A 20,593-nucleotide genomic window follows, 5' to 3' on the forward strand; every position below is an offset into this window, starting at 1 on the left:
CCCGACGACGCGGCGATGAATTCCTGAGGGAAGTGCGTGATCGTGCACGAACGTGCAAGCGCCGTGCGCTGCGTGCGATCGAGCGACGGTGACGCGTCCCCGCCCAGCTGCACGAACGTGCAGTCCACCCGGACGGCCGCTCGCTCGTCGGATGTAGATTGGGCCGCATCCGGTCGACGACGGCGGTGTGTAGTTCGCCTCTGCTCGGCCCCCTACCCGCGGAGGCACGCGCATGAAGAAGCTCATCAACGACCCGCAGGCCGTGGTCGACGAGACCGTCCGGGGCTTCGCCCGGGCACACGCCGGGCACGTCGTGCTGGTCGAGGACCCGATCCACATCCACCGCGCCGACGCTCCCGTCGCCGGCAAGGTCGGCATCGTCAGCGGAGGCGGCAGCGGACACGAGCCCCTGCACGCCGGCTTCGTCGGGTACGGCATGCTCGACGCAGCCGTCCCGGGCCCGGTGTTCACCAGTCCGACACCCGACCCGATCGTCGCGGCGACCAAGGCCGTCGACGGTGGCGCGGGTGTCCTGCACATCGTGAAGAACTACACCGGCGACGTCCTGAACTTCGAGACCGCCGCCGAGCTCGCCGAGATGGACGACATCCGCGTGGAGGCCGTCGTGGTCGACGACGACGTCGCCGTGCAGGACTCCCTCTACACGGCCGGTCGACGAGGCGTGGCCGGCACCGTGGTCGTCGAGAAGTGCGCCGGCGCCGCTGCCGAACGGGGCGACGACCTCGACGCCGTCGCCGCGGTCGCCCGCCACGTCAACGACGTCACGCGGTCGATGGGCCTCGCCCTGGCGTCCGGCACCGTGCCCCACGCGGGTGAGCCGTCCTTCACGCTCGCCGACGACGAGGTCGAACTCGGCATCGGCATCCACGGCGAGCCGGGGCGCGAGCGCATCCCGATGGCGCCTGCCGACCAGCTCGTCGACCGCGTGCTCGAACCGATCCTCACCGACCTCGACGCCCCGGCCGGGTCGACGCTGCTCCTGCTCGTCAACGGCATGGGCGGCACTCCGCTGTCCGAGCTGTACATCGTGTACCGACGCGCCGCCGAGGTGCTGACGGACCGCGGGTACGACGTCACGCGTAGTTTGGTGGGTGACTACGTCACGTCCCTCGAGATGCAGGGGTTCTCGCTCACCGTCACGGTGCTCGACGACGAACTCACCGCACTCTGGGACGCACCGGTGGAGACCCCGGCACTGCGCTGGGGCCGCTGAACCACCGCTCACCATCCAGGAAGGAACACGAATTGGCGCTCGACACCGCATGGGCCATCGACTGGGTCCGTCGCACCGCTGCGACGATCGACGAACACCGGGCCGAGCTCGTCACGCTCGACCGGGAGATCGGCGACGGCGACCACGGTGAGAACCTCGACCGCGGCTTCCGTGCCGTGCTCGAGGCCGTCGACAGCGGCTCCTTCGACACACCCGGTGCCGTCCTGAAGGCGGTCGCGACGAAGCTCATCTCGACCGTCGGTGGTGCCGCCGGCCCGCTGTTCGGCACCGCGTACCTGAAGGCCGCCCAGGCGGCCGGTGACGCTGCCGAGTTCGACGCCGACACGCTCGTCGCCGTGCTCGCAGCAGCTCGCGACGGAGTCGTGTCCCGCGGCAAGGCCGCCGTCGGCGACAAGACGATGGTGGACGCCTGGACGCCCGCCGTCGATGCCGCCACGGCAGCCGCAGCAGCCGGTGACGCCCCGGCAGCGGTGCTCGCCGCCGCGGCCGACGCCGCCGCCGCGGGCGCCGCGGCCACCGAACCGCTCGTCGCCCACAAGGGTCGCGCGAGCTACCTCGGCGAACGCGCCGTCGGGCACCGTGACCCGGGTGCACAGTCGACCGCGTACATCCTGCGCGCCGCAGTCGACGCGACGACGGGCGCCGCGGCGTGACCGTCGGCATCCTGATCGTCTCGCACAGCGCGGCGATCGCCTCCGGCACGGTCGAGCTCGCCCGGCAGATGGCGGCCGACGTGCCGCTCGTCGCCGCAGGCGGGACCGACGACGGCGGCATCGGGACCTCGTTCGAGGCGATCACCGCGGGCATCGAGGAACTCTCGGACGCCGACGCGGTCGTCGTCCTGTGCGACCTCGGTTCGGCGTACCTGACGACCGACACGGCGCTCGACTTCCTCGACGACGACGTCCGCGCCCGCGTGCACGTCTCGCAGGCACCCCTCGTCGAGGGCGCGGTCGCCGCGGCCGTCGCGGCCCAGACGGGTGGTGACGCGGGGGCAGTGCTCGCGGCTGCGGCGTCCGCCGCAGGGTCCGCGGACGACGCGAGCCGTGCCTCCCGTCCGTCTGGTGACCAGCCGGGAGGCCCGGTGCCGGGTGCCGGGGCCGCCAGCGTCGACGCGGTGGCCGCGTCCGAGAGCGTCGAACTGGTGAACGAGACCGGCCTGCACGCCCGCCCCGCGGCGGAGTTCGTCAAGACGGCGGCCAAGTACGACGCAGCGGTGCACGTGAACGGCGTGGACGCGAAGAGCCTGCTGGCGATCATGGCGCTCGCGCTGCCGAAGGGTGCGACCGTCTCGATCGAGGCGACGGGCGCCGACGCGCAGGCAGCGGTGGATGCGCTGGTCGAGCTGGTGCGGAGTGGCTTCGGCGAGTAGGCGTCCCAGCTCGTCGTCCCGTGCTCAGCGGATGGACACCGTGCCGGCCAGGTCGAGGTCCGACGGGCCGCCGGTGACGCCCGCGTCAGCGAGGAGCGTGGCGCCGAAGACGGCGCTCCAGAACGTGCGGGCGTCACGGTCGACGCCGCTCGTGCTCGCCCAGCCGTGCTCCGCGACGATCCGTTCGAGGTAGCGCTCCGACTGCCGGAACAGGACCGCGAGCAGGAGTCGCACACGCGCTCGTCGTGCGTCGTCATCGCCCGCGGCGGCCAGCGCGCGCACGACGAGCAGCGTCGACGGCATCGCGAGCGCGGTGCGCGCGAGGACCTGGCGGAACGCGTCCGCGGACCCGGCGCGCCGACCGGCGGCCTGCAGGCGCGAGGTGTCGCGGAGGAAGAGCGCGAAGGCGGCGTCGAGGACGAGGCGGTCCTTCGAGCCGAAGTGGTGGGTGACCTGGTTCGGATAGACGCCGGCCGCACGGGCGATCTGGCTGACGGTGACGGCGTGGCGTGCTGTGCGCACTCCGCCGGGGTCACCGGCCGCCCCCGCGCTGAGGATCCCGGCGGTCGCGGCGAGGATCCTCGACCGGGTCGCTGCGCCGCGGGTCGTCCCGGTGCCGTCGGTGGTTGCCATCTCCGAATTGTACGTGGTACAACTCCACTTGTTCAACGTACAAGAAGGAGCACTCGTGGACATCTCCATCACCGGCTACGGCGCCGTCTCTCCGTTCGGCCACGGTGTCGCGCCGCTGTGGGACGCCCTGGTGGCCGGGCGCTCCGGCGTGCACGAACTGCACCGAGACGGACCGCTCTGGGAGCAGGTGCCGATCATGGTCGGCGCCGACGCAGCACTCGACGCCGAGTCCGCGCTCGGACGGGTCCGGGCGAACCGGCTCGATCGCAGCCAGCAACTCGCGCTCGTCGCGGCGGCCGAGGCTTGGGCCGACGCCGGCGCACCGGCCGTCGAGGGCGACCGGCTCGCAGTGGTCGTCGGCACGGGCGTCGGGGGAGTGGAGACCCTGCTCGACGCACACGACGTGCTCGCGACCTCGGGCGCACGACGCGTGTCGCCCCGGACCGTCCCGATGCTCATGGCCAACGGGGCCGCTGCGCAGATCAGCATCGCGTACGGCGCGCGAGCGGGCGCCTACACGACCGTCTCAGCGTGCGCATCCGGTGCCGAGGCGATCGCGGTGGCAGCGAGGCTGATCGTCACGGGTGAAGCGGACGTCGTGATCGCCGGCGGGACCGAGGCCGCGGTGACGCCGGTGACGATGGCCTCGTTCGCGCAGTCGCAGGCACTCGCGAAGCCCGACGGCGACGACCCCACCACCCTGTCGCGGCCGTTCGACGCTGCACGTCGCGGATTCGTGCTCGGTGAGGGCGCCGGGTTCGTCGTCCTCGAGCGGGCGACGCACGCCGCGGCCCGGGCGCAGCGGTCGCACGGCACCCTGGCCGGGTGGGGCATCACCTCGGACGCGTTCCACATCACCGCCCCGCTCGGGGACGGCAGCGAACAGGAGCGCGCCATGACGGCCGCGATCCGGATGGCCGGGCTCACCGGAACGGACATCGACCACGTGAACGCGCACGCCACCGGGACCCCGGTCGGGGACGTCGGTGAAGCTGCGGCCATCGCCCGCGCCGTGGGGACCGGTGCGATCGTGACCGCGCCGAAGAGCGCGATCGGGCACATGTTCGGTGCGGCCGGGGCGGTCGAGACGATCCTGACGCTTCGGGCGCTCGAGACAGGGGTCGTGCCGCCGACGCTGAACCTGCAGCAGCTCGACCCGGCGATCGACCTGGACGTGGTGGCGGGGACGGCCCGGACGGCGACGATGCGGGCTGCGCTCAACAACTCATTCGGGTTCGGTGGACAGAACGCATCGTTGGTGTTCACGACGGCCGGCCACTGAGCCCGCCGCGAGCGGGAGCTCCGTCAGCGGATCAGGCCACGCCGCCGCCAGCCGGACCGCTCCAGCAGGGCCCGGAGCGGCGCTTTGAGTTCCTCTTGCCGGAACCGGTGCGGCGCCGCGGCACTGCCGGTTCGACGTTTGCGCTCGGCCCGGCGCACCAGCGCGACGATGAGGGTCAACAGGTTCACGTTGTAGTTGCGGCTGTACCCGCGGTACGCACGGAACGCACCGTTGTTGTAGCCGGCGTCGCGCTCTGAGCAGCGGAACGTCCCCGTCGACGGATCGAGGGTGACGACGTAGCGGAAGTTCACCGATGCACCGCCGTCACCGAGCGATCCGGCGAGCGCCGGGTCGTCGAAGTTCCAGCGCCCCGTGATGGTCGTGCCCTCGACCGCGTAGACGTACGGCGCCCCCGGAACGTTGAGGGCGGTGACCCGCGGCATCAGCTCGTGGACAGGCGTCACGGACATGGTTCCCCCTCGGCGGCACCGGCGGTCGGTGGCACGGTCCAAGAGTGGCGCGGAACCCTCCTCCCGCGCAATCACCCGGCGGCGACGAACGACTCGTCGTGTTCACCCGGGCGTGAGTGACGGGTCCGCGCCGAGTGCTTGCAGGCCGGTGACGCGGAGCAGGTCGAGCTTGGCGGCAGCCTCGGTGCCGGGGACAGCCGTGTAGACGACGATCCGGAGGTCGCCGCCGGGCACGGTCAACACGTCGCAGTCGATCTCGATCGGGCCGACGGGGGTGTGCACCTGCTTGCGGCTCGCCCGGTGCTCGGCGATCCGTCCGGTGTCCCAGCGACGTTCGAACTCGGGGGACTCCCGGCGCAGTCGTGCGACCAGATCGGCCAGGTCGCGGTCGGCGGGGTAGCGTCCGGACGCCTGTCGGAGGTCGGCCGCGAGGTCGCTCGAGAACTCCTCCTGGTGCTCATCGTCCCACTCGACGCCGTCGTGCGCGTGCATGAAGTGCCGCCACACCAGGTTGCGCTCGATCCCGACAGCCCGCGAGGGATCACCGTTCAGCGCGGCCCAGAGGTCGTTCCACAGGACGATGTCGTGCGTGGCCGTGAACACCGCGATCGGGACGTCACCCAGTCGGTCGACGAGCCGCTGCACGCCGGGCGTGATGTGGCGCGGGACGACCTGGCGGGACGGCGGAGCGACACCGGCGACCCGGAACAGGTGGTCGCGTTCCTCGCCGCTGAGTCGCAGCGCCGTGGCGAGCGAGGCGAGCAGTTGCGGCGACGGGTTCGTCGCGCGGCCCTGCTCGAGTCGGACGACGTAGTCGACGCTCACCTGCGCGAGCGCTGCGAGCTCCTCGCGGCGGAGGCCCGGCGTGCGCCGGCCCGGGCCGGCCGGCAGGCCGACCTCTTCGGGACGGACGCGGTCCCGCCAGGAACGCAACACACTCGCGAACTCGCTCATGCCCACCATCCTGGCCCCGCGCCTCCCGTCCGTCCTGGTACTGCCGGTCCCACCGTCGCACGGTGCCTGGGGGAGTCAGCCGCTCGGGCGGAGAGTGGGGGCATGACAACGACACTCATCACCGGAGCCAACCGCAGCCTCGGACTCGAGACCGTCCGCCGCTTGATCGACGCGGGCCACACCGTGTACGCCGGCATGCGCGATCCCGCCACGGGCGACGAGGCACGAGCCCTCGGTGCCCACGTCGTCCAGCTCGACGTGACCGACCAGGACAGCATCGACGCTGCCACCGCGACGATCCCGCAACTCGACGTCCTCGTGAACAACGCCGGCATCCTCGGGACGTCGTTCGGGGTCGACGACCTCGACGCGAGCGCGATGGCCACCGTGCTCGACACCAACGTGACCGGCATCGTGCGGGTCACGCAGGCCGCTCTGCAGCTCCTGCGCCGGTCCGCTGCACCGGTCATCGTCAACGTCGCCTCGGGCGTCGGCTTCACGCGGTGGCTGACGACACCGGGCCACGACGAGTACCCCGTGCCGGCCGTGCCGTACGCGGCGTCGAAGGCGGCCGTGATCGCGATGACCGTGCAGTACGCGAAGAACCTGCCGGAGTTCCGAGTCAACGCCAGCGACCCCGGGTACACCGCCACGGAGTTCAACGGGTTCGGCGGGCACCAGACGATCACCGAGGGCACGGACGCGACCGTCGCACTCGCCACCATCGGGACGGACGGGCCGACGGGGGAGTTCCACAACCGGGACGGCCGCATCGAGTACTGAGGTGCGCGCGGGCGCGCTTCCGTTCCCGTTCCGGTTCCGGTTCCGGTTCCGGTTCCGGGGCACCGTCGAGTGAGCAGAGGACGTCGGGTCGGGTGCTCCCACTCGACGTCTTCTGCTCACTCGCCGCACGACACCAGCGCTCCGTCAGTCGTGCACGTCAGCGCCGAACCCCGGGCCGGGCCGCATCATCCAGCCGTCGGCGTCGGGGAGCGGGCGGAAACCGAACCGTTCGTAGAGCCCGTGGGCATCCGCGGTGAAGAGCGCGAACCGCTTCAGGCCGAGCGGCTCGATCGCCTCGGTCACGCCTCGCACGAGGGCGACGCCCACCCCACGGCCACGGGCCTCCGGATCGACGAAGACGTCGGCCAGCCAGCCGAACGTCACCCCGTCGGTGATGACCCGGGCGTACCCGAGCTGCTGACCCGTGTCCTCGTCGTAGACGCCGAAGTTGCGGGACCCGGCGATGATCGCCTGTTGGGTGGCGAGGTCACGGCCCCGTGCCCAGTACGACTCCTCGCTCAGCCAGCGGTGCACACGGGCGACATCGAGGTCGTCGGGATCGGCGGAGAAGCGCAGTGGGCTCGGTTCGTTCACGGCACCAGTGAACCGGTGGTCGCCACCCACGAGCAACGGCCAATGCGGCCTCGGTGGACAGCGCGTCGACCAGGATGCTCCTGTGGACGCAGACCGGACTCGATCTGGGACGATTGTGGGATGCGCGCCGTCCAGTACGACCAGTTCGGATCCGTCCCCTCGATCGTCGACCTGCCTGACCCGGTGGCACCGGACCACGGCGTCGTCGTCCGGGTCGCCGCGACCGGGGTGTGCCGCAGTGACTGGCACGCATGGAAGGGGCACGACGACTCGGTCCGCCTGCCGCACGTACCCGGGCACGAGTTCGCCGGCGTCGTGTCGTCCGTCGGGGCGTCCGTGACTCGGGTCTCGGTCGGTGACCGGGTGACCGCACCGTTCGTCTTCGCCTGTGGGACGTGCCCGCAGTGCCTCGACGGTGCCACCCAGGTGTGCACCCGCCAGCAGCAGCCGGGGTTCACGCTGCCCGGGTCGTACGCCGACTCGGTGGTCGTGCCGCATGCCGATGTCAACGTGGTCGCGCTGCCCGACGCCGTCGGGTTCGCCGAGGCCGCCGCGCTCGGGTGCCGGTTCGGGACGGCGTACCACGCACTGCGCGCCCGAGGCAGGGTCGCACCAGGGGAGTGGGTGGTCGTGTTCGGGTGTGGCGGCGTCGGGCTGTCGACGATCATCGTCGCGGTGGCCGCGGGAGCCCGGGTGGTCGCGGTGGACGTCTCGCCGGCGGCACTCGAACGGGCAGTCGCACTCGGCGCTCGCGCAGTCCCGATTGACGACGGGGCAGTCGCCGCCGTCCGCGCGATCACGGACGGCGGCGCACACGTCTCGATCGATGCGTTCGGGAGCCGAGCGACCTCCGTCGCCGCGGTGGCTTCCCTGCGCCCGCGCGGTCGTCACGTGCAGGTCGGCCTGTTGCTCGACGACGAAGCCGCACCAGCGATCCCGATGGGGCGAGTCATCGCCGACGAACTCGAACTGCTCGGCAGCCACGGCATCTCCGTGGGGGAGTACGCCGCGATGCTCGCTGACGTCGTGGACGGCAGGCTCCGGCCGCAGGAATCGATCGGACGTACCATCACCTTCGAGGATCTGCCGGAGGCCATCCTCGAGATGGATCAGCCCGCCACCTCTGCCGGGATGACGGTGGCGGTCGTCTGACCCGCGTGCTCAGCGCTTTGGTCGGTACACCAGCCCGAGCGCCCCGCCGCTGAACGCCGTGCAGCTGACGAGGTCCAGGTCGAGCTCGTCGGACAGGTCGGCGCAACGATGTCGCGCACCCAGGCCAACGAGTCAGGACTGCCACCGCGGAACATCCAGTCCGACTCGGCGCGGGGAGCCGCGACGAAGCCGTCCAACGACATCGACATCTTCAGCACGAGTTCACGCACGGGGAGCCCCTGTCAGGACCTGCGTTGACATAATATGCATTATCGGCGCCCACTTCAGAACGCCCAGAGAGCAGAAAACGACGGGTCAAGTCTTGCCACTCGACGTTTTCTGCTCACTCGATGGCAGACCGTCAGTCGGCGGGCTTCGTCGGCACGTCGTCGGCGTCGATCTCCAGCGCCGCCGGTTCGCCGCCCTGTTCCTCCAGGTTCTCCTGGTCGGTGTCGGGCTGCTCCGGCGTCTCGCTCTGGGTGGTCTCTTCGGCTGGGTCGGGCTGGCTGTAGCTCATGCGCGGCACGGTACGCCACCGATGCCGATCGCGTGAGCAGAAAAGGTCGAGTTCCGATGACGGACTCGACCTCTTCTGCTCACGATCCGGAGCGCGTCACATCTGCGAACGCAGCACGCCCACCAGGATGTAGCCGATGATGCCGATGACGATCGCGACGACCGACAGGATGATGCCGGCGAGGACCGTGCCACGGCTCCCCCCGCGCTTGCGTGCGAGGATCCCGAGTACGAGACCGACGATGCCGGCGACCACGCCGATCAGGGCGATGAAGATGCCGCCGACGACGCCGACGATGCCGAGCACCAGGGAGACGACACCGAACGTGTTGGACTTCGCGGGCGTGTTTCCGGGGTTGGACATGGAGTGCTCCTTCGATGAAGACGCCGATCCAGGCCGGGCAGCCGATCGTGAGCGTCGATCAAACGTTATCCGATCCACACCGGGAACGCTCAGCTTCCGAGCGCGAGTCTGTCCCCCGCCTCAGGATCGGACGTAGGCCGCCAGGTGCTGCCCGGTCAGGGTCGAGGGGGATGCGACGAGTTCTGCGGGCGTCCCCTCGAAGACGATCCGACCGCCGTCGTGCCCGGCGCCGGGCCCGAGGTCGATGATCCAGTCGGCGTGCGCCATGACGGCCTGGTGGTGCTCGACCACCACGACGGTCTTGCCCGAGTCGACGAGTCGGTCGAGCAGCCCGAGCAACTGGGCGACGTCCGCCAGGTGCAGACCCGTGGTCGGTTCGTCGAGGACCACGATGCCGCCGCGCTCCCCCAGGTGTGTGGCGAGCTTCAGCCGCTGGCGTTCACCGCCGGACAGGGTGGTGAGCGGCTGTCCGATCGTCAGGTACCCGAGACCGACGTCCGCCAGGCGCGCCAGGATCGTGTGCGCCGCGGGGAGCTTCGCCGGCCCCTCGGCGAAGAACTCCGCGGCATCGGCGACGGACATGCCCAGCACCTGGCTGATGTCCTTGCCGCCGAGGTGGTAGCCGAGCACCGACTGGTCGAACCGCTTGCCGTCGCACTCCACGCACGGGGTGGCGATGCCGGCCATCATGCCGAGGTCGGTGTAGACGACGCCGGCACCGTTGCACGCGGGGCACGCCCCTTCGGAGTTGGCGCTGAAGAGCGCGGGCTTCACCCCGTTGGCCTTCGCGAACGCCTTGCGGATGGGTTCGAGCAGGCCGGTGTACGTGGCCGGGTTGCTGCGCCGGGAACCACGGATCCCGCTCTGGTCGATGGCCACCACGTCCTCGCGCGGCGCGAGCGACCCGTGGATCAGCGTGCTCTTGCCCGACCCGGCGACCCCCGTGACGACGGTGAGCACCCCGGTGGGGACGTCCACGTCGACGTCCTGCAGGTTGTGCGCCGAGGCGCCGCGGATCGAGATCACCCCGTCGGACGTCCGCACGGTGGGCTTCACCGAGACACGGTCGTCCAGGTGCCGGCCGGTGATGGTCCCGCTCCCCCGCAGTCCGTCGACCGGGCCCTGGTAGCAGAGCGTCCCACCACCGGTCCCGGCACCGGGACCGAGGTCGACGACGTGGTCGGCGATCGCGATCACCTCGGGCTTGTGCTCGACCACCAGCACGGTGTTGCCCTTGTCGCGGAGCCGCAGGAGCAACCCGTTCATCCGCTCGATGTCGTGCGGGTGCAGCCCGGTGCTCGGTTCGTCGAAGACGTAGGTGACGTCGCTCAGCGATGAGCCGAGGTGCTTCACCATCTTGACGCGCTGCCCCTCTCCCCCGGACAGCGTGCCGGTCGGGCGGTCGAGCGACAGGTAGCCGAGGCCGATCTCGACGAACGACTCGAGCAGGTCGCGGAGTCCGTCGAGCAGCGGCGCGACGCCGGGGTCGTCGATGGCCCGCAGCCACGGGACGACGTCGGTGATCTGCATCGCGCAGACGTCGGCGATGCTCTTCCCGTCGATCTTCGATGACCGAGCGGTCTCGTTCAACCGGGTGCCACCGCACGCCGAGCACGTCGTGAAGGTCACCGCACGGTCGACGAACGCACGGATGTGCGGCTGCATCGCCTCGCGGTCCTTCTGCAGCAGCGAACGGCGGACCCGGGGGACGAGCCCCTCGTACGTCATGTTGATGCCGGCGATCTTCTGCTTGGTGGGCTCGCGATAGAGGAAGTCCGCACGCTGCCGCTCGGTGAAGTCGCGGATCGGGGTGTCTTTGTCGAAGTACCCCGACTCGGCGTACATGCGGACGTTCCACCCGTCCGTTCCGTACCCGGGGATCGTGATCGCACCGTCGCCGAGCGCCTTCGAGTCGTCGAACAACTGCGTCAGGTCGATGTCGTTGACGAGCCCGCGTCCCTCGCAGTCGGCGCACATGCCCCCGAGCCGCGTGAACGAGACCTTCTCGGCCTTGGCGTCCTTCCCCTTCTGCACGGTGATCGCTCCCCCGGCGGTCACCGTCGCCAGGTTGAACGAGAACGCGTTCGGGCCGCCGACGTGCGGCTGGCCGAGACGACTGAACAGCACCCGCAGCATCGCGTTCGCGTCGGTGGCCGTGCCGACCGTCGAGCGCGGGTCGGCACCGATGCGTTCCTGATCGACGACGATCGCGGTGGTCAGGCCGTCGAGCAGGTCGACGTCGGGTCGCGCGAGCGACGGCATGAACCCCTGCACGAAGGCGCTGTAGGTCTCGTTGATCATCCGCTGCGACTCGGCGGCGACGGTGCCGAACACGAGCGAGCTCTTGCCGGAACCGGAGACACCGGTGAACACCGTCAATCGTCGCTTCGGCAGGTCGACGTCGATGCCCTGCAAGTTGTTGGCGCGGGCTCCGCGCACACGGATGCGGTCGTGGCCGTCGGCGGCGTGCACGCTCGAGCTCGGTGCGTCATCGTCACCGGAACCGGTGTGCATGTCGATCAGCGTACCGGCGCCTACCGACACCGACAAGGCGCCCCGGCACCGTGCGGTGGACGCGACCCACCACCGGACGGGAGGCACGGGTCGAGCCCGCACCGCGCCTCCCGTCCGCACCGTGCGCGCCTTCTCACCCCGTGCGCGCTTCCGCGCACCGTGCAGCGGCACGAGCGCGCACCAGGCCACCAACCCGGCACCGACCGACGGACCCGGCACCGTGCGCGGGGCGCAGCGCCCCGACCCGCGCCCCTCGGTCAGACCTCGGCGAAGCGGCGGACCAGGTCCGGCAGCTCGGCCGGCTCGAAGTCCTCGTCGGTGGCGTCGAGCTCGTCGGCGGTCCACCAGCGCGACGCGAGGATGTCGACCCGCTCGTCGTCGGTCCACTCGGCGTCCGACAGTTCGAACCCGGGCGTGCGCACGACGTAGAACTCGCTGTGGCCACGGTCGTGGTCGGCGAGGTCCCAGTCGACGGTGAAGTCCCAGGACCACACCGGCTCGCCCGGGTCGTCGATGACGATGCCGGTCTCCTCGCGCAGCTCGCGGATCGCGGCGTCACGGTGGTCCTCGCCCGGGTCGACCCCACCGCCCGGCGTGATCCAGCGGTGGGCCCCGTCCGACGACGGCGAGTTCGTGTCCATCAGGAACACGCGACCCTCGGGGTCGAGCAGGATGATCCGGGAGGTACGGCGCAGGCCGGGCTTGGCAGTCACCCGCCCGACGCTAGCCGACGAAGCCGCTGACGTCGCCGACGAGCTTGGTGTGGTCGGCGGGGATCGGCTCGATCGCGGCCAGGGCGATCTCGGCGGCGAACTCCGACACGCTGTAGAGCTTGCCGACCTCTTGCCGACGACCCTCGATCGCGCCGGGGTTCAGGCGGTTCAGCAGGGTGGCGGTGATCGTGCCCTCGATCATGTCGCCGGAGACGACGACGAACTCGATGCCGGCGGCCTCGAGCTGCGGGATCAGCTCACGCAGGGCGAGTTCACCAGCACGCTTGCTCTTGGCGACGGGGACGTACTCGTCCATCGTCTCGGCGGTCTCGACGAAGTGCGCCTGGTGGCTCGTGACGAACACGACACGGGAGCCCGCGGGCATGTGCGGCACGGCGGTCTGGAGCATGTCGATCTGGGCGTCGCGGTTCAGGCGGAGCGCGTAGTCCTCGCCCAGGCCCGACTCCATGCCACCCGAGGCGTTCAGCACGAGCAGGTCGATGCCGCCCCACTCCCCCACGACGGTGTCGACGAGCGCCTGCACGGACCCGTGGTCGGTCAGGTCGGCGCCGATCGCCAGAGCGGATCCACCGGCCGCGACGACCTTCTCGGCGATCTGCTCGGCGCGCTTGGCCTTGTTGCGGTAGTTCACGACGACCTTGGCCCCGGCCTCGGCCAGGTACCCGACGGTGTCGGCGCCGATGCCGCGCGACGAGCCGGTGACGACGGCGCGCGTGTCGGTGAGGGATCCGGGGGCGAGGGGGTTGCTCACAGTCGTGTTCTCCAGGTCTGGTTCCGGCCGGTCGGGCGCACCGAGCCTACCAATCGGCTGGGTGGCCGTCGGACCCTCCTGATATGTTGAACGGAGTTGTACCGGCCGTCGCGACGCAGCGATCCGCCGCTCGCGACCAAGGGAGGGAGATCGCGTGAACGGAATCGATTGGATCCAGAGCATCGTCTGGATCGGACTCGTGCTCTTGCTGGGTGTGGTCGAGATCTTCACCCTCGACTTCATCTTCATCATGCTCGCGGCCGGCGCCGCCGGCGGCCTGGTCGCGGCCCTGCTCGGCGCACCGTGGTGGCTGTCCGCCATCGTCTCCGCGGTGTTCGCCCTGGTGCTGCTGTCGCTCGTCCGACCGCGCCTCCTGCTCATGCTCGGCCGGGGTGCCGACCCGCACCGCACCAACGTCGACGGGCTCATCGGGCTCCCCGGCACGGTCGCGGTCGCGTTCACGACCTCTGCTCCCGGCCAGGTCCGCCTGGCAAACGGCGAGACCTGGAGCGCACGGTTCGCCGTGGGCGCCATCGACCGCACACCGCCACTCGGCACCCCCGTGGTCGTCGAGTCGATCGAGGGGTCGACCGCGGTCGTGCGCCTCGCAGAAAGGGCCACCTCGTGACCAGCATCTCCCCGGGGACGATCGCGCTGCTCGTGCTCATCCTCGTCGTCGTCATCTTCGTGATCGTCGTCCTGGCCAAGGCGATCCGCATCGTGCCGCAGGCCACCGCGGGCGTCGTGGAGCGCCTCGGCAAGTACCACAAGACACTCGCGCCCGGCCTGAACCTGCTCGTGCCGTTCATCGACCGCCTGCGGCCGCTGCTCGACATGCGTGAACAGGTCGTGTCGTTCCCGCCCCAGCCCGTGATCACCGAGGACAACCTCGTGGTCTCCATCGACACGGTGGTCTACTTCCAGGTCACCGACGCCCGTGCGGCGACCTACGAGATCGCGAACTACCTCGGTGCGGTCGAGCAGCTCACGACCACCACGCTCCGCAACGTGGTCGGTGGCCTCAACCTCGAAGAGGCGCTGACCAGCCGCGACAACATCAACGGTCAGCTCCGCGTCGTGCTCGACGAAGCGACCGGCAAGTGGGGCATCCGCGTCGGCCGTGTCGAGCTCAAGGCCATCGAGCCGCCCGTGTCCATCCAGGACGCCATGGAGCAGCAGCTGCGTGCCGAGCGGAGCCGTCGTGCCGCGATCCTGCAGGCCGAGGGCACCAAGCAGTCCCAGATCCTCGAGGCCGAGGGGCAGCGGCAGGCCGCCATCCTCGCGGCCGAGGGTGACGCCAAGGCCCAGGTGCTCCGTGCCGAGGGTGAAGCGTCCGCGATCGCCACGGTCTTCGAGGCCATCCACACCGGTGATCCGGACGACAAGCTCCTCTCGTACCAGTACCTGCAGATGCTCCCGAAGATCGCCGAGGGCACGGCGAACAAGCTCTGGATGATCCCGAGCGAGTTCACCGAGGCGCTGTCCGGCATCGCGAAGGGCTTCTCCGGCGGACGGAGCGGCAGCGGCCCGGTCGCCGGCGCCGGCTCGGGCGGCGACTTCCTCTCCCGCATCTCCAAGCTCGCGAACGAGAGCCTTGCGAACACCGCGGCCGCCGGGTCGGCCGAAACGACGATGCCGCGTGCGGATGCCACCGCCGCGGACATCGTCCCCGAGTCCGACCTCGACGCACGACTGGCCGAGTCGAACCGGAGCGTCGACGCGCACCTCGCAGCCGCCGACGACGCGACCGCCGAGAAGGTCGACGACGCACCGGCCCCGCAGGGCGACGCCGCGCAGCACCCGAACGACGAAGCGTCGGGGCACCGCACGAGCGACGGCTCCGGACGACGCTGACCCGCATCACCACGAACGACGATGCCCGCCCCGGGGAACCGGGGCGGGCATCGTCGTTCGTGTCAGGTGGTGTCAGGCGCCGCGCCGCGCGCGCAGGACCTGCAGGCGCTCCTCGAGGAGTTCCTCGAGCTCTTCGCGCGAACGGCGCTCGAGCAGCATGTCCCAGTGGGTGCGAGGAGCCTTGACGTCCTCTGCGGCGACCTCGACGGGGATGCCGTCGTCGCCGAGCAGTCGGCCTTCGCGGCCCGAGCGTGGCTCCGACCAGGTCTGGGGCACGTCTGCGTCTGCGGAGAAGACGATGTCGAAGGTCTCCCCCGAATCGGTCTGGTAGACCGCACGCTTGCGGTCCGAGAGCTCGACGCCCTCTTCGCTCTGGAGGCTCTGACTCCCGAGCCGCATGCCGCGGAGACTCCGATCAGCCATGTGTGTGCTCCTCTCGCTCGTCTGCCCTCCACAACACTGTCCCACGTGCCACCGTTCCCGGTTGGGCGCATTCACAGTCCGTTCCCAGTGCACGACCCCGGCGCACAGGAACGGTGGCGCTCACGAGCGGCGGCGACGCCCCCACGGGGCGCACGCGAGCAGCACGAGCAGCCCACCGAGTGACAGGAACAGGACGATCGACCCCGAGGCGAGCGACGCCGGGGTCGTCGAGGTGCCGAGCGGGACATCGGTCACCATCGAGGTCGCCGTGTACTCGGGCACCCGGTCGATCGTGCGCCCTGACGGATCGATGACCTGCGATGCCCCGACGGTCGAGATGTTCACGAGCGACCGACCGGTCTCGACCGCTCGCATCCGTGCGATCTCGAGCTGCTGCAGGTTCTCGTCGGTGCCGGAGAAGTCCGCGTTGTTCGTCTGCGCGAGGATGACCTGCGCTCCCCCGCGGACCATGTCGCGGGTCAGCCCGTCGTCGACGATGTCGAAGCAGATCGCGATGCCGGCCTTGATCCCCGCCACCGGCAGCACGTTCGGCTTCGTCCCCGGGGTGTAGTCGCGCTGCAGCAGGCCGATCAGCGACGGAGCGAGCTTCGAGAAGAACCACCGGTCCGGCACGTACTCGCCGAAGGGCACCGGTCGCTTCTTGTCGTAGGACGACTGCCACCCGTCGGCGGTCCACACGAACGAGGTGTTGTGCAGCACCCCGGACGGGGTCTGCGTGATCGCCCCGGCGACGAGTGGTGCGTCGACCGAGTCGACGACGGCGTCGAGTGACGACGCGATCACCGGCTGCTGCCGCGGGTCGAACTCCGCCGAGGCCTCGGGCCAGACCACCAGGTCGACGTCCTTCGCCTCGACGTCGGTGGCGGCGACCTGCGACGCCAGGACGTCACCCGGAGCGGCCCGGTCGAAGTACCCGGCCGGTCCGTTGCCCTGCACCGACTCGACGCGGATCGTGCCCGACGTCGCGGTCGGCCACGCCGGGACCGCCAGCACGGCGGCGACGAGCAGGCCGGCGGTCGCCACCCGCATCGGCAGCCGCATGGTCGCGCCCGGTGTCCGGGGTGACACGAGGGCGAGTGACACGACGACCGCGACGCAGTACACAACGACGAACGTCACGCCGAGCACCCCGACGTACGCGGCCAGGTGGGTGAACGGCCCCTGCGACTGCGACAGGCCGACCCGCCCCCAGGCGAAGCCGCCGTACGGCCAGCTCCCCGAGAACCACTCGCGTCCGGTCCACAGTGCGGCGACCACGGCCGGGAGGCCCCACACGCGCCCGGCGGTCGAGGGCACCACGCGCGCCACCCACCGGTACGCGAGGGCGATGGCCACGCTGCCCAGGGCGAAGAACGCGGCCTCCAACAACGCGAGTGCGAACCACGGGACCGGGCCCAGGTAGCGCCCGGCCCACGAGATGGCCGGGATCCAGAACGCGGCGCCGGCCAGGTAGCCCAACCACGCGGCCCGGCGGGCGCGCTGACCCATCGCCGCGAGCAGCATGCAGGCGAGCGCGGGGTAGGCCAGGAACCACCAGCCCGGCGCGGGGAACGCGAGCGCGAAGAGCACCCCGCCGATGACGGCCAGGGGCAGCGCCGTGCCCAGCGGCAGCGCGGCGAACGGGCCGTCCGCGACCGCACCGCGGCCAAGGCGCGCGGGCACCCCGCGCACACCGGTCTCCGGAACCCGCACCGTGCCTCCCGTCAGACCGCTGCGTAGGCGACGATGCCGCGGCGCACCGCGTCGGTCGCGCGTCGAGCGGTCTGGGCGAGGTCGTCGTCACCGGCGTTCCGGATCTGGTCGAGCAGGTCGATGACCTGCTTCGACCAGCGCACGAAGTCGCCGGCGGGCAGGTCGAGCGTCCGCAGGACGTCGTCGAGAGCCGAGCCGGATGCCCAGCGGAACATGCCGACCGCCATCGCCGGGGTCGGCGGCAACGAGCCGGCCAGGCGGGCATCGCGCTCGATGTCGTCGAGGCGCGACCAGATGGTCAGGGTCTCGTCGAGCGCCGGGCGGAAGGCGCCACGCGGCAGCGCGTGCTCGGTGCCGGGGGCGTCGTCGCGACGGGGCTGGTAGATGATCGTGGCGGCCATCGCCGCGAGCTGCGCCGGAGTGAGGTCCTTCCACACACCGGCCTCGAGACACTCGGCGACGAGCAGGTCGCGGTCCCCGTAGATGCGCTGCAGACGACGGCCGCCCGCGGCGACGGTGGCCTCGCCGTTGCCGGCGTCGACCAGGTACCCGAGCTGCAGGAGCACGTCGGTCACCCGGTCGAACGTCGTCGCGACGGCGCCGGTACGGGACCGGATCTGCTGGAGCAGCTTGTCGTTGACGCGCTTGAGCTTCCACCAGCGCTCCGCCCAGCGGGCATGCGCCTCGCGATCAGGGCAGGCGTGGCAGGGGTGCCGCTGCATCTGGCGACGGACCGCCGTGATCGCGGCCTGCCGTTCCTGACGTGCACCGTGCGATGCCTCACGCCCGCCGGGGACGTTCGTCCGCTCGAGGTCGGACAGCTCGCGGCGGAGCGTCGAGTACTCGGTGAAGTCGCCGAGGTGGCACTGCATCGCCTCGCGGTAGCCCTCGAGCGATTCCTGCTGCGAGCGGACCTTGCGGGCGAGGTCCACGACCGAACGGTCGGCTTGGAACTGGGCGAACGAGGTCTCGAGCACCTCGCGCGTGCGCTGCCGACCGAACTGGTCGATGAGGTTGACGGCCATGTTGTACGTCGGCTTGAACGACGAGTTCAGCGGGTACGTGCGACGGCTGGCGAGCGACGCGACGGCCTGGGGGTCGAGCCCGTCGGTCCACTGGATGACCGAGTGCCCCTCGACGTCGATGCCACGGCGCCCGGCACGACCGGTCAGCTGCGTGTACTCCCCCGGGGTGATCGGGACACGGGCCTCGCCGTTGAACTTCTCGAGCTTCTCGAGCACGACCGTGCGGGCCGGCATGTTCACGCCGAGCGCCAGGGTCTCGGTCGCGAACACGACCTTGAGCAGCTTGCGCTGGAAGAGGTTCTCGACGACCTCCTTGAACGCGGGGAGCATGCCGGCGTGGTGCGCTGCGACACCGCGCTCGAGTCCTTCGAGGAACTCCCAGTAGCCGAGGACGGCGAGGTCCTCGTCCGGCAGCGTGCGGCAGTGGTACTCGGCGGTCTCGCGGATCTCGTTGCGCTCCGGCACCGTGGTGAGCGACAGCCCGGACCGCAGGACGTTCCGGACTCCCTGGTCGCACCCGGCACGGCTGAACACGAAGAAGATCGCGGGCAGCAGCATCCGCTCGTCGAGCATGTGCGCGATGCGTTCGCGGTGCAGTTTCTCGGTGCGCGGACCCCGGCGGTCGTGGTAGCCCCCACGCCCTCGTCCGCCACGGTGGCCGCCGCCGTGCCGTTCGCTGCGCGAGGCACCGCCGACCATGCGGAGCAGTTCCGGGTTGACGCGGTTCGTCGCCGCCGCACCGCTGGAGTCGAACAGGTCGACCATCTTCGAGCCGACCAGGACGTGCTGCTCGAGCGGGACCGGGCGGTCCTCGGACACGATGACGTCGGTGTCCCCGCGGACCGCCTGCAGCCAGTCGCCGAACTCCTCCGCGTTGGAGACCGTGGCGCTGAGGGAGACCAGACGGACCTCGGTCGGCAGGTGCAGGATCACTTCTTCCCACACGGCACCGCGGAACCGGTCGGCGAGGTAGTGGACCTCGTCGAGGACGACCCAGGCGAGGTCGTCGAGCAGGTCGGAGTCGGCGTAGATCATGTTCCGCAGGACCTCGGTCGTCATGACGACGACCCGCGCCCGCGGGTTCACGTTGGTGTCACCGGTGAGCAGCCCCACCTCGGACTCGCCGTAGACCTCGACCAGCTCGGCGTACTTCTGGTTGCTCAGGGCCTTCATCGGCGTCGTGTAGAACACCTTCGCCGTCGGCTGCCGCATCGCGAGCCAGATCGCGAACTCGGCGATGATCGTCTTGCCCGCGCCGGTCGGGGCGGCGACGAGCACGCTGCGGCCCTGGTCCAACGCGTCGCACGCGGCGAACTGGAACGGGTCGAGGTCGAAGCGCAGGTCGGCGCGGAACAGCTCCAGGTTGCGGGAGCGGTTCCGGACCTTGGCGGCGGCGAAGCGCTCGGCCGCACTGAGGTCCGCGCCGCTCACAGGCCGTACTCTTCGTCGAGTTTGGCCTGTTTCTTCGCCAGCCGGCGGTCGTGGAACCAGGCCACGATGCAGGCAGCGATGTAGAGCACCACCATCGGGACGGCCAGCAGGAACATCGAGATGACGTCGGCGCTCGGGGTGACGATCGCGCAGAACACTAGGATGCACACGATCGCGACGCGCCACGACTTGATGATCGCTGCGGCCGACAGGACCCCGACGAAGTTCAGCAGCACGATGAAGACCGGCAGCACGAACGCGATGCCGACGGCGACGATGAGCTTGATGACGAAGTCGTAGTACGCCTTGGCGTCGACGATCGAGGTGTCCTGGCTCGACACGAAACTGCCGAGGATGCCCACCACGTGCGGCAGGATGTACCACCCGAAGTAGCACCCGGCGAAGAACAGCGGGATCGCCGTGCCCAGGAAGCCCCACACGTACTGCTTCTCACGCCGCACCAGGGCGGGCACGATGAACGCCCAGATCTGGTAGAGCCAGACCGGGCTGGCGATGACGATGCCGATCGTGATCGCGATCTGCAGCTTGAGGTCGAACGCCCCCGTGATCATCGGGAAGTTCAGCTCGGCCGTGTGCCCGCCGACCTTCGCGAGCTCCGCAACCGGAGCGCGGAGCGAGTCCAGCACGAACGGGGTGAGGAACCACCCACCGACCGCGGCGACGACGACGGCGATGACTGCGCGGAAGAGGCGGTTGCGCAGCTCGATGAGGTGCTGCCCGAGCGACATGCGGCCTTCGGCGTCGCCGTCACG

At 70.6% G+C, this 20,593-nt stretch carries 21 protein-coding genes; 8 read left to right on the forward strand and 13 right to left on the reverse strand.

The features are described from left to right. Positions 1-232 precede the first annotated feature (232 nt). The 3 genes from dhaK to dhaM are packed head-to-tail and all read left to right on the forward strand — an operon-like array spanning position 233 to position 2,627. Entirely contained in the window at positions 233-1,234 is a 1,002-nt protein-coding gene (gene dhaK / locus ITJ59_RS05640) for a dihydroxyacetone kinase subunit DhaK (protein ID WP_194650139.1), read from the forward strand. 32 nt (positions 1,235-1,266) lie between these two features. Beyond that, positions 1,267-1,908 carry a dihydroxyacetone kinase subunit DhaL gene (gene dhaL, locus ITJ59_RS05645; protein WP_194650140.1) on the forward strand — a complete coding sequence of 214 codons (642 nt, stop codon included), beginning with the start codon at positions 1,267-1,269 and terminating at the stop codon, positions 1,906-1,908. Beyond that, positions 1,905-2,627, forward strand: coding sequence for a dihydroxyacetone kinase phosphoryl donor subunit DhaM (gene dhaM / locus ITJ59_RS05650; RefSeq protein ID WP_194650141.1), 723 nt, complete (start codon positions 1,905-1,907; stop codon positions 2,625-2,627). Before dhaL ends, dhaM begins: the two co-directional genes overlap by 4 nt. A gap of 24 nt (positions 2,628-2,651) precedes the next feature. Here the strand turns inward: dhaM and ITJ59_RS05655 are convergent, their stop codons facing one another. Then, positions 2,652-3,260 (reverse strand): TetR/AcrR family transcriptional regulator C-terminal domain-containing protein, encoded by a 609-nt coding sequence (locus ITJ59_RS05655; protein WP_194650142.1) that lies wholly within the window; start codon positions 3,258-3,260, stop codon positions 2,652-2,654. A 55-nt stretch (positions 3,261-3,315) separates the two neighbouring features. Between ITJ59_RS05655 and ITJ59_RS05660 the strand changes: the two genes are divergently transcribed. Then, positions 3,316-4,542, forward strand: coding sequence for a beta-ketoacyl-[acyl-carrier-protein] synthase family protein (locus tag ITJ59_RS05660; protein ID WP_194650143.1), 1,227 nt, complete (start codon positions 3,316-3,318; stop codon positions 4,540-4,542). A gap of 23 nt (positions 4,543-4,565) precedes the next feature. Here the strand turns inward: ITJ59_RS05660 and ITJ59_RS05665 are convergent, their stop codons facing one another. Continuing rightward, positions 4,566-5,012, reverse strand: a complete 447-nt coding sequence (locus tag ITJ59_RS05665) for a hypothetical protein (RefSeq protein WP_194650144.1) — start codon at positions 5,010-5,012, stop codon at positions 4,566-4,568. Positions 5,013-5,114: 102 nt separating this feature from the next. Beyond that, the gene (locus ITJ59_RS05670) at positions 5,115-5,966 is read right to left on the reverse strand and encodes a helix-turn-helix transcriptional regulator (protein WP_194650145.1); all 852 of its coding nucleotides are present in this window, start codon (positions 5,964-5,966) and stop codon (positions 5,115-5,117) included. A 102-nt stretch (positions 5,967-6,068) separates the two neighbouring features. Here ITJ59_RS05670 and ITJ59_RS05675 point away from each other — a divergent pair, with 102 nt between their 5' ends. Then, positions 6,069-6,749 carry an SDR family NAD(P)-dependent oxidoreductase gene (locus ITJ59_RS05675; protein ID WP_194650146.1) on the forward strand — a complete coding sequence of 227 codons (681 nt, stop codon included), beginning with the start codon at positions 6,069-6,071 and terminating at the stop codon, positions 6,747-6,749. Positions 6,750-6,893: 144 nt separating this feature from the next. On the opposite strand, the gene ITJ59_RS05680 is transcribed toward ITJ59_RS05675, so the two are convergent. After that, entirely contained in the window at positions 6,894-7,343 is a 450-nt protein-coding gene (locus ITJ59_RS05680; RefSeq protein WP_194650147.1) for a GNAT family N-acetyltransferase, read from the reverse strand. A 120-nt stretch (positions 7,344-7,463) separates the two neighbouring features. On the opposite strand from ITJ59_RS05680, the gene ITJ59_RS05685 reads away from it, so the two are divergent. Beyond that, positions 7,464-8,495 (forward strand): alcohol dehydrogenase catalytic domain-containing protein, encoded by a 1,032-nt coding sequence (locus tag ITJ59_RS05685; protein WP_194650148.1) that lies wholly within the window; start codon positions 7,464-7,466, stop codon positions 8,493-8,495. A 361-nt stretch (positions 8,496-8,856) separates the two neighbouring features. On the opposite strand, the gene ITJ59_RS05690 is transcribed toward ITJ59_RS05685, so the two are convergent. From ITJ59_RS05690 to ITJ59_RS05710, 5 genes are all read right to left on the reverse strand, one after another. Beyond that, positions 8,857-9,012, reverse strand: coding sequence for a hypothetical protein (locus tag ITJ59_RS05690; protein WP_185003001.1), 156 nt, complete (start codon positions 9,010-9,012; stop codon positions 8,857-8,859). 96 nt (positions 9,013-9,108) lie between these two features. Further along, a complete protein-coding gene (locus ITJ59_RS05695) occupies positions 9,109-9,375 on the reverse strand; it encodes a hypothetical protein (protein ID WP_194650149.1) in 267 nt (88 codons plus the stop codon). A 120-nt stretch (positions 9,376-9,495) separates the two neighbouring features. Further along, the gene (locus ITJ59_RS05700) at positions 9,496-11,889 is read right to left on the reverse strand and encodes an ATP-binding cassette domain-containing protein (RefSeq protein ID WP_194650150.1); all 2,394 of its coding nucleotides are present in this window, start codon (positions 11,887-11,889) and stop codon (positions 9,496-9,498) included. Positions 11,890-12,146: 257 nt separating this feature from the next. Beyond that, positions 12,147-12,602 (reverse strand): NUDIX hydrolase, encoded by a 456-nt coding sequence (locus ITJ59_RS05705; protein WP_194650151.1) that lies wholly within the window; start codon positions 12,600-12,602, stop codon positions 12,147-12,149. 10 nt (positions 12,603-12,612) lie between these two features. Continuing rightward, a complete protein-coding gene (locus ITJ59_RS05710) occupies positions 12,613-13,374 on the reverse strand; it encodes an SDR family oxidoreductase (RefSeq protein WP_194650152.1) in 762 nt (253 codons plus the stop codon). A gap of 154 nt (positions 13,375-13,528) precedes the next feature. Between ITJ59_RS05710 and ITJ59_RS05715 the strand changes: the two genes are divergently transcribed. Together ITJ59_RS05715 and ITJ59_RS05720 are read left to right on the forward strand one after the other, a co-directional pair. Continuing rightward, a complete protein-coding gene (locus tag ITJ59_RS05715) occupies positions 13,529-14,002 on the forward strand; it encodes an NfeD family protein (protein ID WP_323749412.1) in 474 nt (157 codons plus the stop codon). After that, positions 13,999-15,228: an SPFH domain-containing protein gene (locus ITJ59_RS05720; protein WP_194650153.1), complete on the forward strand. Its 1,230-nt coding sequence runs from the start codon at positions 13,999-14,001 to the stop codon at positions 15,226-15,228. Before ITJ59_RS05715 ends, ITJ59_RS05720 begins: the two co-directional genes overlap by 4 nt. A gap of 72 nt (positions 15,229-15,300) precedes the next feature. On the opposite strand, the gene ITJ59_RS05725 is transcribed toward ITJ59_RS05720, so the two are convergent. The 4 genes from ITJ59_RS05725 to tatC form a co-directional block, all read right to left on the reverse strand. Then, complete coding sequence (locus tag ITJ59_RS05725; protein WP_111084006.1) at positions 15,301-15,651, reverse strand: RNA polymerase-binding protein RbpA; 351 nt, start codon at positions 15,649-15,651, stop codon at positions 15,301-15,303. A gap of 120 nt (positions 15,652-15,771) precedes the next feature. After that, complete coding sequence (gene lnt, locus ITJ59_RS05730) at positions 15,772-17,364, reverse strand: apolipoprotein N-acyltransferase (RefSeq protein ID WP_323749413.1); 1,593 nt, start codon at positions 17,362-17,364, stop codon at positions 15,772-15,774. Positions 17,365-17,375: 11 nt separating this feature from the next. Continuing rightward, positions 17,376-19,820, reverse strand: coding sequence for a DEAD/DEAH box helicase (locus ITJ59_RS05735; RefSeq protein WP_194650154.1), 2,445 nt, complete (start codon positions 19,818-19,820; stop codon positions 17,376-17,378). Then, positions 19,817-20,569 (reverse strand): twin-arginine translocase subunit TatC, encoded by a 753-nt coding sequence (gene tatC, locus ITJ59_RS05740; RefSeq protein ID WP_194650392.1) that lies wholly within the window; start codon positions 20,567-20,569, stop codon positions 19,817-19,819. The genes ITJ59_RS05735 and tatC overlap by 4 nt, the downstream gene beginning before the upstream one ends. Between the last annotated feature and the right edge of the window lie 24 nt (positions 20,570-20,593).

Source organism: Curtobacterium sp. VKM Ac-1393 (assembly GCF_015350995.1).
Classification (GTDB): Bacteria; Actinomycetota; Actinomycetes; order Actinomycetales; family Microbacteriaceae; genus Curtobacterium.